The following is a 14042-nucleotide window of genomic DNA, read 5'->3' as shown; positions in this document are numbered from 1 at the left end:
ACCTAGCACAGAAGTATGACCACAGGGTTAACGCAGCCCGGTTAGAAGTACCAGTTGAAGTCCAGCGTGGCGCTGCTCTCCAGTGTCTGGCCCTGCGTTCTCGCCGCCAGTTGAAAGCGAACGGCGCGGTGCGTTGAGAGCACCCGGTTATAGGTTGCGGTCAGAGTGGCCGAGGGTTCTTCAGCCAACACATCATGGGCCAGCCGCGCCTCCAGGCCGAAGCGATCGTGAGCGGCAACGTCGACCAGCCAGCCAGCGTGCAGCCCGGCCAGCAGTTGCGGAGCGGTTGTGGCTTCGGCCGTCGCCAGCAGAAAGCCCAGGCTGTTGCTTCCCGTGCTTACCGCTCTTCCCAGGCCAATTTCAGCCCCGAACGGCAGGGCTTTTTCCTGCGGGTTCTGGCGCAACCAGCCCAAACGACCCGCCCAGGCGAGCGAGGGCGTCATGGCGTGATAGGGGTTCAGCGACCGGAAGTCGACCAGGTCGAGCCGGTCGAGTGCCAGATCGGCCGCGTCGTCCTCGTCGACCGATAACCGCACTTCGGCTTGCAAGGCATTCACCTGAGCGTTATCGAGAAAGCCTGCCTGTCGATCGTAGTTGTCGTGATAGGCCGGGCGAAACCGGAACCGGGCATGCACGGTGTTATCGGCCCCGTAACCCAGCCCAACACCGGCACGGCGAACGCCATGGCCCTGCATGGGTTCGGATGGCCAGGCTTCGGGAGGCGGCGCTATCTGACCAGCGGATTGTTGCGCGCGCAAGCGCAACAGGCCATAGGATACCTCTGCCATGCCTGAGCTTTCTTTCTTGGCTTTAAAGCGCGAATACTCGTACGCCAGATCGACCACCAGGCGCTGCTGCTCTGCAGGCAATTGCGCCAGTGCTTCCGTATCGGCCGGGGCGACGGCGTCATCGACCAGGCGTTGCGCCAGCTCAACCTGTTCATCGGCCAGTTCACCGACCAGAAAATGAATGCGGCTGGCAATGGCAGGCCGGAATCGTGGCGCTTCGAGCAACCCGGCACCACCCAGTGTTCGCAGGGTATCGACGGGCACGGCATACACATCGAAGTCGTCGACCAGATCGTACTGGGGAAATGCCGCTTCCAATAAACTGAGCAACCGGTAGGAGCAGTTTTCCAGCAGGTAGGCGTAATTGATGTTGATGTCTTTTAAATCCCAGCCCGCCTTAATAAAGGTTTCGGCCTGGGCCGGCGAAAAATTCATCGGGTATTCCCAGATATCCCGGGATTCCAGTTCGTTGTAATTCTGCACCTGTCGATAATACGGGTGGGAACGCACCGACCCCGGGTACAACCCGGTAAGCCCTTTAAACGCATAAACAAAGCCGTTTTCATTCGGCTGAACATCGGCGCCGTAGCTGACGGATAATGCCAGCAGAGCGTTTCGGGTTTCGCCCCCGCTTTGCCCGTCGATGCGCACGAAGGTGTGGCCAAACATGGACGCCGGGTTGTTCAGATAGGCGTTGGGGTAAATTAACGTCATGCCCGAGGGCGCCGATTGTTCAATAAACGCAGACAAAGCCGGGCACTCAACCTGCGGGAAAACAATGTCTTCGGGAAAGTTTTCGAGCACCCATTCAAAACGTCGCGGGTAACGGCACTGAGCAGCAGCATCGCCCAGTTCGGGCGTGTCGGTCATAAAGGCACGCACGCTTGAAAACAGCTCCGCAACCGGGTCGAACCGGCCAGCCGGGGCAAAAAAAAAGTCGGCATCTTCCACATCGCTGCGCGCACCGCCCGATATGGCCCGGTAATGCATGACCTTGTACCAGCCATCGTCATGGTACAAGCGGTTCTGTTCAACCCAATGGATCCAGCTGGTGTTAAATGAGGTACTAGCAGCGATTGCAGCTGGCCCGAGCAGCAGCAACACCAGCGCACCACCGAGGGTGCGGGCAATTCCGGTTTTCACGGTAATAAAGCCTTGAATAACAAATACAGGGAAGGGGAAACCGGGGAGCCGACGACTCCCCGTAGCAACGCCGGGTTTAGGCGTTCAGTGCGTATACAGCCAGGTTCTGATCTTCACGCAGCACGGCCATCAGTGAATCAACCGCGGTTTCGCGAGTTGTGTCTGCAGACGGAAAGATGCGAGTGAAGTTGGCTTGTGCAGCAGCAGAAAATGCAGCGCGGTCGCTTGCCTGAATGTCGAGCAGTGTTGCCAGACCGTCCAGTGCTTCGCCTTCGCCACGCGCCATATCGACCGCTACCTGATCCAGGTTAGTGTCGAGATAGGCTGCGACCTGAGTGTATTCGATCGACTGGCTTGAATCGCAACCCAGGGTACCGGTAGACATACCGAAGGCCTGGTTGGAATAAATGCCATTGGTGATGCTGGCCAGAACATGGTTAAAGGTTCCGGTTTTTTCTGCAAAAATCATCGACCCCAAACCACAACCCGGGCCACTTCCGGCCATGGCGGTACCCGACATTGCAACGGTCAAACCAGCAGTAAGCAACAACTTTTTCATGGTACTTCTCCTTAACGAAATATCCTTAATAAATGAAACTAACACCTCATTCCGAGGCGCGCGGAGTGTAACCAAGGCATACTGACGGGTCGCTTGCCGCCGCGGGCATTTGTGATCGATATCATAAAAATAACCGGCTTAATAACCCGGCTGACTACAGATTAACCAACCCTGTTGACTGGACATCCATACAGTTGCTGACCATACTTTCCCCTCTGTTGTAATCACCCGACGCCACCACACCATGCGAAAAATCCTCCACAGCGATGCCGATTGCTTCTACGCGGCCGTTGAAATGCGCGATAACCCGGCATTGCGCGGCATCCCCATCGCCGTTGGGGGCGCGGTGGACCGGCGCGGGGTTATTGCAACCTGCAACTACGAGGCACGCGCTTTTGGCGTTCGCTCGGCCATGTCGACCGCCATGGCGCTGAAAAAATGCCCGCACCTGACTCTGGTGCGCGGCCGTATGGAGGTATACAAGGAGGTTTCCACCCAGATTTTCGATATCTACCGGCGCTATACCGATCTGATCGAGCCGTTATCACTCGACGAAGCCTATATGGATGTCAGCAACAGCCCAGCCTGCCAGGGCAGCGCCACCCGCATGGCGGAAGCGATTCGGGAAGCCGTGCAACAGGAAGTGGGGCTAACGGTATCGATCGGCGTGGCACCCAACAAATTTCTCGCCAAGATTGCCAGCGACTGGAATAAGCCGGACGGCCTGAAAGTCATTCTGCCCGATGAAATAGACGCCTTCGTGCTCGACTTGCCGGTCACCAAGCTCCACGGCGTCGGGCAACGCACCGCTGAGCGGCTGCATGCCCAAGGGCTTTACACCTGCGGCGATGTGCGCCAGCAATCGCTGCGCACCTTGCTGGAACGCAACGGCAGCTTCGGGCAACGGCTATGGGACCTCGCCCATGGGCGCGACGAGCGCAGTATTAAGGTGACGCGGCAACGAAAGTCGGTCAGTACCGAAAACACCTTCGCTCAGGACTTGCCCGACCTGGAGCATTGCAGAAACGCCCTGCCCGATCTGATCGACGACCTGGAGCGGCGCTTTGCGCGGCTGACCGGTTATCGCATTGAAGGGGCAGTGGTTAAGGTCAAGTTCAATGATTTCCAGCAAACCACGGCAGAGCACAGTCATACCGCCCCGGATGCGTCTGTTTTCAACGCCCTGCTGGATGAAGCCTGGCACCGGCGCAGCGCCCCGGTGCGCTTGCTGGGCGTGGGGTACCGGCTGAGCCAGGTGCCACACCAGGACGCTCCGGCACAATTGCCCCTGTGGTAACTCTTCGGGTAAAGAAACCCCGATTAAAGAGCCCCCCGACAAGCTTGTGCTACCTTTCATAGACGCAGTCAACGTAGTCAGCCTATGCCTATTGGGGTCTTCCTGCACCGGACATCATGCGTTCGTAATGGCCTTGGGGCCTTGTTTTTGATGTCGGGCTTACAATCAACGTGCCTTTCTGAACCCAGGCCTCTCGTCGTCTCCTCAATTCCCGGTAATGCCGTGAACCAGGTTGGCACGACCTTGATGACCGACGTGTATGAACAACTGGGTCAGGCCATCATTTTCGTCGAAGTCCCAACGGCACGCGAAAGCCGGATGATAGCCGCCGGAGATATCGATGCCGTTATGGCTCAGATAGACGGTCACCAGCAACGAAACCCCGATCTCCTTCAAGTACACGTACCGCTGACCCAGATTTACATCACCGCCTTTGTGAAAGGCGAAGCCACAACCCGGGAAGCGTTACTGGGCCAGGAGAGGGTGCGGCTGGGCCGACTCCGCAGTCTGACCTTTGGGCTGACATGGCCTGGCAATGTGCAATGGGTTGAAGTCAACCAGACGCGTCAACTCATTCAGCTATTGAACCAGGGCCGAATTGACGCCGCCATTTCCCCAGAATTGTCAGCCCAATACTTTGTCGTAGAAATGGGCCTATCGGATATTCACCGGTTAAAAACACCCCTCACCAGCGTTAACGTGTATCACTATATCCACCGCGACCACCAGCATTTACTCCCCGACCTCACACGCATCCTGCTGCAAATGGAGCAGGACGGCTCGTTGCTTGCCCGTCACAATGCCTACCGGCAACAACTGGGGCTTCCCGCCCGCTGAAGTTCTACTACCCTTACCTCTGTCATTGTTCTTCCGCTGGGGTAAGCCGTGACCGACCGAAGCCCGACCCTCACACGCCGCCGACTGCTGCAGCATAGTCTGGCGCTGGCCGGGGCATCAGTGCTGCCGCCCAGCGGTTGGGCAGATTCTGTGCCCGAGGTACGAACCCGCGCCATTCCTTCCTCTGGCGAGGCCATGCCCATCGTTGGACTGGGCACCTGGATCACCTTTAACGTCGGCAACGACACCACCCTGCTGAACGAGAGCGCCGCTGTTATGGCGGCTTTCTTTGAAGCGGGCGGTCGCATGATAGATTCATCGCCCATGTATGGCTCGTCTCAGAACACCCTGGGTTTCGGGCTTAACAAACTCGGCGAGTCGACACCGGTTTTTTCGGCCGACAAGGTCTGGACGTCCAATGCCAACAACGGCGCCAGCCAAATAGAAACCTCAGAACAACGCTGGGGCGTGCCGCGTTTCGATTTATTGCAGGTGCATAACCTGGTGAACTGGGAATCGCATCTGCGCTTATTACGACAGATGAAAGCCGCGGGCAAGGTCCGCTACATTGGCATTACCACCTCGGAAAGCCGTCGTCATGCCGAGTTTGAAAACATCATGCATGGGCAGCCGCTCGATTTTATTCAGGTCTCCTACAACATTCTCAACCGCGATAGCGAAAACCGCATTCTGCCACTGGCAATGGACAAGGGCATTGCGGTTATCGCCAACCGGCCGTTTCAGCAAAAGCAGTTAATTCACCAGCTGGAAGGCAAACCCCTGCCTGCCTGGGCCCGTGAATTCGACGCTACAAACTGGGCCCAGTTCTTGTTGAAGTATGTGATTTCCCACCCGGCCATCACCTGCACCATACCGGCAACCACCCGGGTCGATCACATGCGGGAAAACATGGCTTGCGCCGCCGGGCCCCTGCCCGACTCCAAGCAGCGCGAGCGCATGGCCGCGTACGTGCGCGATCTGTAATGGACACCTGGCTCAGCTACCGCCTGAGTGATTTTATTCTGTTCTCTGAACGGGTTTACTGGCGCCTGTTTGATCAGATTAATTCGCTGGTCGGTGCCTTGCTACCCGCTGTCATTGCACTGGGGTGTTTGCTGCTGGTGGGCGTCTGGTCGCGCCACCGGGCGGTTCAAATCGCAACGGCCCTGTTGCTCGCTGCGTTCTGGATCTGCAGTGCCTGTTTATTCCTGTGGCTCTATTACGCACCGGTGAACTGGGCAGCAAGGTATGCGGTACCGTTCTTTTTGCTGGAGGCGGGTTTGATCCTGCTGGTCGGTATTAGCCCACAACTGAACCGGCCGCTGGCCAGGCGGGATGCAAGAGGATCGGCAGGGTTTGTGATGCTGGTTTACGCCGTTATTGTTCATCCCTTTACCAGCCTGATGTTTGGTCGCCCGCTGGGCAGCGCAGAGTTTGTTGGCCTTGCGCCGGATGCAACGGCACTGGCCACTCTGGGGTACGCGCTGATGGTTGCCAGCAACAAAGCCCTCTGGTTACTGCTGCCCATTCCTGTAGTCGCTTTGGCCTTTAGCAGTTTAACGCTGTATACCCTGGGCACGCCGGAGGCCTGGGTTATCCCAGTCGCGCTTTTGGTTACCTTAACAACGCTGTTTTCAACCAAACCAGCGGCTGACGCCACTGCTGCGACACCCGTCACCCGCCCCTGAATCCATTTTCTGTGACTGACGGCGGTAACCCGCCTCTGGTTTTTCTGGCAAACTGCATGGCAACTTCCCAACCTGGCCGACGACCCGCCATGCAACCGACCAGCACACAGAACCGGATCGACAGCCTCGACCTGATACGCGGTGTTGCCATTCTCGGCATCTACATCATGAACATCTACTCGATGACCGCGCCAGACATTGCCTACTCGGTACCGCGCTGGAACGAGGCGGGTGGCCCGGTCGATGACTGGGTGTATCTGTTCCAGTCGCTGTTTGTCGAATCCCGGTTCATGAGCCTGTTCAGCCTGTTGTTCGGAGTTGGCCTGGCGGTGCAATGGGACCGAATGGAGCAACGCGGAACCACCCCAAAACCCTGGATCAAGCGTCGGCTGGGCTGGTTGCTGGTTATCGGCCTGCTGCACGGTTTTTTCATCTGGTTTGGTGACGTGCTGGCGTTGTATGCGCTCTGTGGTTTCTTCGTGATTCGCCACCTGGGCGATTCCGTACGCCGCCTGGTCACCACCGGCATTGCCTTTTTACTGATCGGCCAGCTGTTCCTTGGCTACACCCTCTTTGGCTCACTGATGACCGGCGAAAACCTGATGCAGGTACCCGACCTGCCCTATAGCCAGGAAACGCTCGCAGAACTGCGCGCAACCAACAGTGACCTGGGCGAACGAACTTTAAAAAACATCACTGAAAACGCCTTCATGTTGATGGTGATGCCGTTCATCACCTTCTGGTTCAGCACCGGACTGATGCTGATTGGTATCGCACTGTACCGTGTCGGCTTTTTTAACAACCCGAATGCCTGGCGTTGGGCGCTGCCTCTGTGGGCGCTCGGGTTCCTTTGGGGAGCCGGGGTTTTGGGGATGCGTTATTTGTGGGGGCTGGAATCCAGTGCGGCACAATCAACCATCAGCCTAATGATGGTGGCGGGCCCGCCCATGGCGATCGGCTATGCATCGCTGCTGGTGCCCCTGGCAAAATCAGGGCACTGGTTGGTCACCGCACTCAGAAACACCGGCAAGATGGCTTTTACGCTGTATCTTAGCCAGTCGACTCTGACCGTGTTGTTCTTCTCACAGGTTGCACCCGGCCTGTGGGGCAACCTGAACCGGCTCGAAACCCTGCTGATCGTGGCAGTGGTTACGGTATTGCAGATTGGTATTGCCCACGTCTGGATTACCCGCATTGGCCAGGGGCCACTAGAGCGACTGTGGCGCTGGCTGGCGTTCCGACGAATGAGGACCAGCTGATATAGTAGAACTATCAGCCAGATAACTTCGATAGTCTTTAACTTTAAATGAAAGCGATTATCATTTGCAGCATCACCGAACATCACAGGTAAGCGCACTCATGTACCTAGCACTGCAAAAAACCAAAGCCCTGACCCGGAATCGCGATCTGGTCAAAACCGTTACCTTCGCTGTTATGCACTTCACCGTTGCCTTCCTGGTGACCTGGGCACTGACCGGCGACATCCTGATCGGCAGCCTGGTGGCCATGGTGGAACCGGCCATCAACACCGTTGCGTTCTATTTTCACGAAAAAGTCTGGAGCCGACTTAAGCACCCTAGGGGCAGCGAAGCAGACCTTGAGGCACTGCGCGCCTGAATGTCGGCAAGTTTTACAGTGTCGACCCCTTTTCACGGCAAAACGGTTGACCAAACATTGGCCAGTGGAGCCCACGGGCCGCTTAAGACAATGGTGTGATTAGTGCACGCTAATATAAAGCCATGTGAATGGTGCAATAAGGAGTAAACGTTTCTCTCAAAGGATAGGGTGAAAACATGTTAAAAATGATAGGTCTGACACTGGCAGGCCTGGTGACGAGCATTTCCGTTGCCCATGCCGGTTTGATCACTGATACCATCGAAAATGACCGGTATCTCTCCACCTGGCAGTCGTATTCTTACACTCACGATATCAATGACGATGGCTTTGCGCTGGGCTCTGCGGTCAGCGGTACTCTGAGCATCGACATTCGTGACGACCAGGATGGCTGGTGGGAAAGCTTTGAGTGGTCTCTGGTGATTGTCGAGGATTTCGACTTTGATACCGACAGCTTTAGCTTCTACGCCAATGATCTTAACAGCGAACTGGGGCTGGCTGCCCTGGCCTCACTGAATGCCGATGGTTTGCTGGATGTCACTGTGACGTCGCTGTTGGGCGACTTCTACGTAGGCAACTCTGTTTTATCGGTTATCTCTCAAGTCCCCGAGCCAGGCACCATTGCGCTACTGGGGGCGGGTGCCTTTGGGTTGCTCCTGGCACGCCGGCGCAAAGACGCCAACGCCTGAATTAAGGGTCATGGCACCAGAAACCCACTGAAAGGTGGGTTTTTTTATGGCAGGACACCCCCTGGCCAACCGTTGAAAACCGACTGCAGACCAGATAGGCCCGACCCGTTCACCCCAGGGAGCCGTCAGCCCTATTCAATGTCGACAAGTTTTACAGGCGTTATTAAATCAGGCGGCTCATTTGCCACCAAACCCCGGAATACCGGGCCATAATGAGGTTGGCCCGAGGTTTGCATTCGCTATGCCAACCATGAAAATGGAAATGTTACATCTCTCAAAGGAAGGGGTTCTTTTATGTTAAAAAATATAGGTTTGACTCTGATCGGTCTGGTAGCGAGCGTCTCCGTTGCTCACGCTGGCCTGATCGTTGATACCGTCGAACAGAACCAGTATCTGTCTACCTGGCAGTCATTCTCCTACACTCACGACCTGAACGATAATGCGTTTACCCTGGGCACTGCCGTAAGCGGCACCCTGAGTATCGATATTCGTGACGATAGCGACCAGTGGTGGAATAGCTTTGAGTGGACGCTGGTTACCGTTGAAGATTTCGACTTCGATACTGGCGGTGTTACGTTCGTCGCCAACGACTTCAACAGCGAACTGGAACTGCAAGCCCTGGCTTCATTGAACGCCGATGGCATGCTGGATGTGACCGTAACGTCCTTGTTGGGTGATTTCTACGTCGGCAACTCAGTACTGTCGGTCATCACCGAAGTGCCTGAACCAGGTACCATCGCCCTCGTCGGTGCTGGCCTGCTGGGCTTGTTTGCTGCCCGTCGTCGCAGAGACGCCACTGCCTGATGTAGCCATCAGCGCATTTGGAAACCCACCTGGCGGTGGGTTTTTTTATGCCCGACTTCCAGGCCCACGCCACGCCAAAGCATTGAGAGATATTCTCCGCTGTGAGAAAGTGCGCTTTCCCAAATTCACGGATCTCAGCCGCCATGAAAACCGTTTTCTCGCCCCTGCATCACCGCCGTACGGTCAAGTCTGAACTCGATGGCGGCATTCTGGTCGACCCCTACGAAAAACCCTCCCGGGCCGAGACCATTCTGGCGCGGGTGATTCATCAGAAGCTGGGCGATGTCATCGAACCCGAAGAATTCGGTCTCGACCCGATACTGCGTATTCACGGCGCCGACTATGTCGACTTTCTCAAACAGTGCTGGGACGAATGGACCGCCGCTGGCAAGCCCGGCGAAGCCATACCCGCCATCTGGGCCGGGCGGGGCATGAGACACCGCGAACCCAAAGACATTGATGGCCGCCTCGGTTACTTCAGCTTTTCAGCCGAGTCTTCCATTACCGAAGGCACCTGGGATGCCGCCTATGCCTCCGCCCAGGTAGCGCTAACGGCACAGAAGCGCGTCGCCAGCGGCGACCGGGCGGCATTCGCCCTGTGTCGCCCGCCCGGCCATCATGCGGCCTCCGACATGTACGGCGGCTACTGTTTTTTCAACAACGCCGCCATCTCTGCCCAGGCATTTCTGGACCAGGGCGCACAGCGGGTGGCGATTCTCGACGTCGATTTCCATCACGGCAATGGCACTCAAAGCATCTTTTACGACCGCAACGATGTGCTCACCATCAGCCTGCACGGCGACCCGGACTTTGCCTTCCCGCATTTCCTCGGCTTTGAAGACGAAATCGGTGAGGGCGAAGGCGAGGGGTATAACCTGAACATTGCCTACCCACCCAACACCCCATTTAGCGTCTGGCAGGAAGGACTGGAAAAGGCCTGTCGGGAAATTGAACGGTACGCACCGGATGCCGTCATCGTGGCGCTGGGGGTAGATACCTTCGAAGGCGACCCGATCTCCTTCTTTAAACTGACCTCGGCCGACTACCTGACCATGGGCCAGCGCATCGCCAGCCTGAACCTGCCAACCCTGTTCACCATGGAAGGCGGCTACGATGTCGACGCCATTGGCATTAACGCCGTTAATGTTCTGGAAGGGTTTGAATCGAACCAATGAGCTATCAGTACAGACTCGACTTCAAAGTCCGGGATTATGAATGTGACCTGCAGGGCATCGTCAACAATGCGGTCTACCAGAACTACCTGGAGCATTGCCGGCACGAGTTCCTGCTGGACCGGGGTGTCGACTTCGCCGCTCTGGCCCGCGAGGGCATCAATCTGGTGGTCGTGCGGGCCGAACTAGACTACAAACGGTCGCTCACCAGCCAGGATGAGTTCTACATTGGCCTGAATTTCAGCATGATGGACAGAGTCCGATTTGTATTTGAACAAAGCGTGATCCGGCAGTCGGACAATGCCCTCTGCCTGGGTGCAAAAATAATCGCAACAGCGCTGAATCAGCGCGGTCGGCCCTCGATACCCGAGGGCCTGATTGCACAGCTGTCGCACCGGAAAGAACAATGATTGTGTCGGTTTATTTTACAACATGATCTTTCATTTGTGACACAAGTCACACCCCGCAAGGCTTACACCTCAATGGCATAGCCTTTGCTCAGCATCATATTGCCCGACATAACTCCCATAGGATGGTGGTATATGATGTCTTCCAAGCAGTATGAGAGCCCTCTAAGCTCCGCTAAACCCTTATTTAAACCCCTGGCAACATGTTTGTTGTTAGGCGCACTCGCTGGCACCACTCAGGCTTACGTCATCACAGATGCCGGTAGCTTCAATGGCACTGACGTTGGAGAAACAGACTCGGTTCTTGCCATCACCGACACGCTCGACAATTCCAACCCTACGACAGAGACTTCCTGGGTGAATTCTATTCTAAACAGCTCGCCCGAGTTTCAGTATTCGGTGAAAGACGAAGATGTCGGCCTGTTCAGTACCAATGGCGATAACGTTTTTGCCTTCTCTCTGAGCCAGGAACCGGCCTACTACCTCATCAAAAATGCCAAATCCTGGGCATTGATGTCCAATACGGCTAGCCTCGACTGGGGCGTCTTCCAACTGGCTGACCTGGAGCCTCTGGTCGATAAAAACGGCAATGGAAAACTGGATGGCTGGGTGATCAGTCATGTTACCCAATTTGCGGTAAGCGTCCCTGAGCCTGGCTCAATTGCTCTGGTCGGACTTGGCCTTGCCGGCTTGATGTTCAGTCGCCGCCGTGTGAAGTCGCTCTCTTGAAAGGCCGTTATTGAGCCAACCAACCCCGGTTGGCTCAACTGGCTAGGGGCTGTTCAGGCCCCCTTATCTCTCATTACTAAAACCGGGGGTTTAATACGGGTAAATGGCAGGTACAAAAAAGTCAGCAGTTTATTGAGTGCCACCACCCTGGCAATATAAAGCGGCACAATAATACTCACCACGAAAGACAGCAGCGCATAATACAACTCATATTGGTCACCCCAATAGCGCATCATGGCCTCGAACAGGCTTCGCCCAATAAACATGTGAAAGATCAGAATGAACAGGCTCTTCTGGCCATACAGAATCAGCACCCGGCTAACCCTGTCGGTTTTTAGTAACAGCCATGACACACACAGGACAATGTAAATACCACTGAATGCTCCAAGCAAGGCAAGCACCGGCTCATTCAGAATTCGTTTGAACAACACCAGCTCTGCCTGGGTAAAGTAAGCAACACCAACCAGCACAAGCAGTGCAAACACCAGCGCCGGTAACACGGGCTTGAACTCAACGACCCGGTCTTTCAAAAAGAACCCCATCGAGAAGAAAGCGCTGCTGATCAGCACCAGATCCAGGCTAAAAGGCAGGCCGGGAAACTCAACTGCTCGACCCATAATCGAGATCGACTTGTTCCAGAACACATCTATCAGCAGGCTGCCTGCCGCCAGCAAAGCCACCACAAGCACGACTTTCAGGTAGGAGGGCCAGGCACTGATGCGGGTGAACCGGAATACCAGATACATCAAGACATGTAACGCAAACAGGTGCGTCAGAAACCACAAGGGCTCCCACTTGGTAATCTGGCCATTGCCATAAAGAATGACCTTTATTTTGTACAGCATGGCACCCGAGTCTGCCATGAAGAGCACAAGCAACACCAGCAGCATGGTAATGGCGTAAGGTTTTAATAGGGTATCCGCTTTCTTCATCAGAAACGGCCTGAAGCTGACGGCCGTGGTGAAGAAAATGCCCGACAGGAAAAAGAACAGCGGCATCCGGAACAAAGCCATGGCAGCTGAAAACTTGGGGGCAAAGTAAATGAAGTTGCTGTGCGACAAAGCCACCAGAATGATGGAAATGCCTTTTGCAACATCGATATGCAAGCTACGGCCTAGATTGTTCATACACACCCCTGAGTAACGGTAGTGGTTAATACCAGTTACCCGGTATTGTGTTCGTCCTTGCTAACTAGGGCGCCAAATTTCAACGTTTAATCGGCGACCGATAACACCCGGTTGCATACGCCGGGTCCACCTTCGGTGGTAAATGCCTGAAACACCGAGCCAAGATACCCTTCGCCGGGTAATTCGTCTTCATCGAAATAGACCAGTGCCATTTGGTTCAATTCCTCGTTCAACAGTGCCTGGTAACGCCCTCCGGTCGCCTCTTGGTAAGTATCGAAATACACCGATATGGCGCTGCGCTCAAATTCCAGCGGGTTGTTCACAGTTGATGTTAACAACCGGGAATTGCTGATCTGTACATCACCATCCAGTACTGACAAGGTAATAAACTTAAGATCGTTACCAATCGCATCAATGGTATAAATCAGCGGGATCGTAGCATCAACAACTTCTGGGTGATCAATAGACACGCCACAGCTGGTACGAGAGGTAAAGCCGAGTGCATCCGGGTTCAATACCACCCGGTCATCTTCACCATCACAACTGATGGTGGTGGTGCCATCGTCGTTGTCTGTCCACAGGCAGCTTTGCTGCTCGCATACATATTGGGTCTGGCTGCCAATTTCAGTTTCTGACAGGCTGCCGTTACCGTCAGCATCCAGGCCACTGTCAATACGGGTTCCGCCATAGGGACAATTCAGGCCAGGTTCTTCAACCGTCAGTTCGACCAGGTTTACCAGTCCGGGTGTACCATTTTCTCCATCAGTACCATCCACACCGTCGGTGCCATTTACGCCGTCGGTTCCATCTTCACCGTCAGTGCCATTGAATCCATCGGTACCATTTGTGCCATGACACACTTCCTGAGTGGTCTGCACTTCGTCCTCATCGAGGATGTCGTTTTTGTTGGTGTCGAAACCGAGCTCCAGCAACACACCACCGCTCGGGCATTGTGTCGACGACTCAAACGAGGAGGTACGCAGTGCTGTACCGGGGGACTGGGACTGGTTGTTGACGCTGCCGCCAGAATCGGAGCCGGAGCCGTCTGCACAGCCGGTGGCGAGCAATACCAGGCCACAGGTGGCGAATAAAACAGAGGAAGTTTTGGTGGTTACGCGCTGGGCAAGAAACATTAACCGTGAAAAAAATACAGCAGGAAGCATTATCAAATTCCTTTTTGATTCAAAC

General features: G+C 55.4%; 15 protein-coding genes. 11 read left to right on the top strand and 4 right to left on the bottom strand.

Features of this window, described 5'->3' with window-relative positions; all coding sequences use genetic code 11:
- Nucleotides 1-41: 41 nt before the first annotated feature.
- Nucleotides 42-1931 (bottom strand): Lnb N-terminal periplasmic domain-containing protein, encoded by a 1890-nt coding sequence (locus tag ACHUE7_RS00370; RefSeq protein WP_394168197.1) that lies wholly within the window; start codon nt 1929-1931, stop codon nt 42-44.
- Nucleotides 1932-2007: 76 nt separating this feature from the next.
- Entirely contained in the window at nt 2008-2490 is a 483-nt protein-coding gene (locus ACHUE7_RS00365) for a DUF3015 family protein (protein ID WP_394168196.1), read from the bottom strand.
- A 244-nt stretch (nt 2491-2734) separates the two neighbouring features.
- Between ACHUE7_RS00365 and dinB the strand changes: the two genes are divergently transcribed.
- The 11 genes from dinB (at nt 2735) to ACHUE7_RS00310 (ending at nt 11727) form a co-directional block, all read left to right on the top strand.
- Nucleotides 2735-3787, top strand: coding sequence for a DNA polymerase IV (gene dinB / locus ACHUE7_RS00360; RefSeq protein ID WP_394168195.1), 1053 nt, complete (start codon nt 2735-2737; stop codon nt 3785-3787).
- 222 nt (nt 3788-4009) lie between these two features.
- The gene (locus tag ACHUE7_RS00355; RefSeq protein WP_394168194.1) at nt 4010-4624 is read left to right on the top strand and encodes a substrate-binding periplasmic protein; all 615 of its coding nucleotides are present in this window, start codon (nt 4010-4012) and stop codon (nt 4622-4624) included.
- Nucleotides 4625-4672: 48 nt separating this feature from the next.
- Nucleotides 4673-5608: an aldo/keto reductase gene (locus ACHUE7_RS00350; RefSeq protein WP_394168193.1), complete on the top strand. Its 936-nt coding sequence runs from the start codon at nt 4673-4675 to the stop codon at nt 5606-5608.
- The gene (locus ACHUE7_RS00345) at nt 5608-6312 is read left to right on the top strand and encodes a DUF6064 family protein (protein ID WP_394168192.1); all 705 of its coding nucleotides are present in this window, start codon (nt 5608-5610) and stop codon (nt 6310-6312) included. The genes ACHUE7_RS00350 and ACHUE7_RS00345 overlap by 1 nt, the downstream gene beginning before the upstream one ends.
- A gap of 56 nt (nt 6313-6368) precedes the next feature.
- Complete coding sequence (locus ACHUE7_RS00340; RefSeq protein ID WP_394168191.1) at nt 6369-7571, top strand: DUF418 domain-containing protein; 1203 nt, start codon at nt 6369-6371, stop codon at nt 7569-7571.
- 100 nt (nt 7572-7671) lie between these two features.
- A complete protein-coding gene (locus ACHUE7_RS00335; RefSeq protein ID WP_394168190.1) occupies nt 7672-7929 on the top strand; it encodes a DUF2061 domain-containing protein in 258 nt (85 codons plus the stop codon).
- Nucleotides 7930-8105: 176 nt separating this feature from the next.
- Nucleotides 8106-8615, top strand: a complete 510-nt coding sequence (locus tag ACHUE7_RS00330; protein WP_394168189.1) for a PEP-CTERM sorting domain-containing protein — start codon at nt 8106-8108, stop codon at nt 8613-8615.
- Nucleotides 8616-8909: 294 nt separating this feature from the next.
- Nucleotides 8910-9419 carry a PEP-CTERM sorting domain-containing protein gene (locus tag ACHUE7_RS00325; RefSeq protein WP_394168188.1) on the top strand — a complete coding sequence of 170 codons (510 nt, stop codon included), beginning with the start codon at nt 8910-8912 and terminating at the stop codon, nt 9417-9419.
- Between the two features lie 143 nt (nt 9420-9562).
- Nucleotides 9563-10594: a histone deacetylase family protein gene (locus tag ACHUE7_RS00320; RefSeq protein ID WP_394168187.1), complete on the top strand. Its 1032-nt coding sequence runs from the start codon at nt 9563-9565 to the stop codon at nt 10592-10594.
- Nucleotides 10591-11001 (top strand): acyl-CoA thioesterase, encoded by a 411-nt coding sequence (locus ACHUE7_RS00315; protein WP_394168186.1) that lies wholly within the window; start codon nt 10591-10593, stop codon nt 10999-11001. Before ACHUE7_RS00320 ends, ACHUE7_RS00315 begins: the two co-directional genes overlap by 4 nt.
- 204 nt (nt 11002-11205) lie before the next feature.
- Nucleotides 11206-11727, top strand: a complete 522-nt coding sequence (locus ACHUE7_RS00310; protein WP_394168185.1) for a PEP-CTERM sorting domain-containing protein — start codon at nt 11206-11208, stop codon at nt 11725-11727.
- A gap of 53 nt (nt 11728-11780) precedes the next feature.
- Here ACHUE7_RS00310 and ACHUE7_RS00305 read toward each other — a convergent pair whose 3' ends face one another.
- Together ACHUE7_RS00305 and ACHUE7_RS00300 are read right to left on the bottom strand one after the other, a co-directional pair.
- Complete coding sequence (locus tag ACHUE7_RS00305) at nt 11781-12854, bottom strand: acyltransferase family protein (RefSeq protein WP_394168184.1); 1074 nt, start codon at nt 12852-12854, stop codon at nt 11781-11783.
- Between the two features lie 86 nt (nt 12855-12940).
- Nucleotides 12941-14017 carry a DUF7151 family protein gene (locus ACHUE7_RS00300; protein WP_394168183.1) on the bottom strand — a complete coding sequence of 359 codons (1077 nt, stop codon included), beginning with the start codon at nt 14015-14017 and terminating at the stop codon, nt 12941-12943.
- Nucleotides 14018-14042 lie beyond the last annotated feature (25 nt).

The sequence above is a fragment of the Saccharospirillum alexandrii genome (genome assembly GCF_043641555.1).
Taxonomy (GTDB): Bacteria; Pseudomonadota; Gammaproteobacteria; order Pseudomonadales; family Natronospirillaceae; genus Saccharospirillum; species Saccharospirillum alexandrii_A.
This window is presented reverse-complemented; position numbering and strand designations above follow the sequence as displayed.

Coding starts and splice junctions, on each gene's coding strand:
- ACHUE7_RS00345 (WP_394168192.1), top strand. CDS start 5,608: ATGGACACCTGGCTCAGCTACCGCCTGAGTGATTTTATTCTGTTCTCT.
- ACHUE7_RS00335 (WP_394168190.1), top strand. CDS start 7,672: ATGTACCTAGCACTGCAAAAAACCAAAGCCCTGACCCGGAATCGCGAT.
- ACHUE7_RS00315 (WP_394168186.1), top strand. CDS start 10,591: ATGAGCTATCAGTACAGACTCGACTTCAAAGTCCGGGATTATGAATGT.
- ACHUE7_RS00325 (WP_394168188.1), top strand. CDS start 8,910: ATGTTAAAAAATATAGGTTTGACTCTGATCGGTCTGGTAGCGAGCGTC.
- ACHUE7_RS00365 (WP_394168196.1), bottom strand. CDS start 2,490: ATGAAAAAGTTGTTGCTTACTGCTGGTTTGACCGTTGCAATGTCGGGT.
- ACHUE7_RS00330 (WP_394168189.1), top strand. CDS start 8,106: ATGTTAAAAATGATAGGTCTGACACTGGCAGGCCTGGTGACGAGCATT.
- ACHUE7_RS00305 (WP_394168184.1), bottom strand. CDS start 12,854: ATGAACAATCTAGGCCGTAGCTTGCATATCGATGTTGCAAAAGGCATT.
- ACHUE7_RS00320 (WP_394168187.1), top strand. CDS start 9,563: ATGAAAACCGTTTTCTCGCCCCTGCATCACCGCCGTACGGTCAAGTCT.
- dinB (WP_394168195.1), top strand. CDS start 2,735: ATGCGAAAAATCCTCCACAGCGATGCCGATTGCTTCTACGCGGCCGTT.
- ACHUE7_RS00300 (WP_394168183.1), bottom strand. CDS start 14,017: ATGCTTCCTGCTGTATTTTTTTCACGGTTAATGTTTCTTGCCCAGCGC.
- ACHUE7_RS00340 (WP_394168191.1), top strand. CDS start 6,369: ATGGCAACTTCCCAACCTGGCCGACGACCCGCCATGCAACCGACCAGC.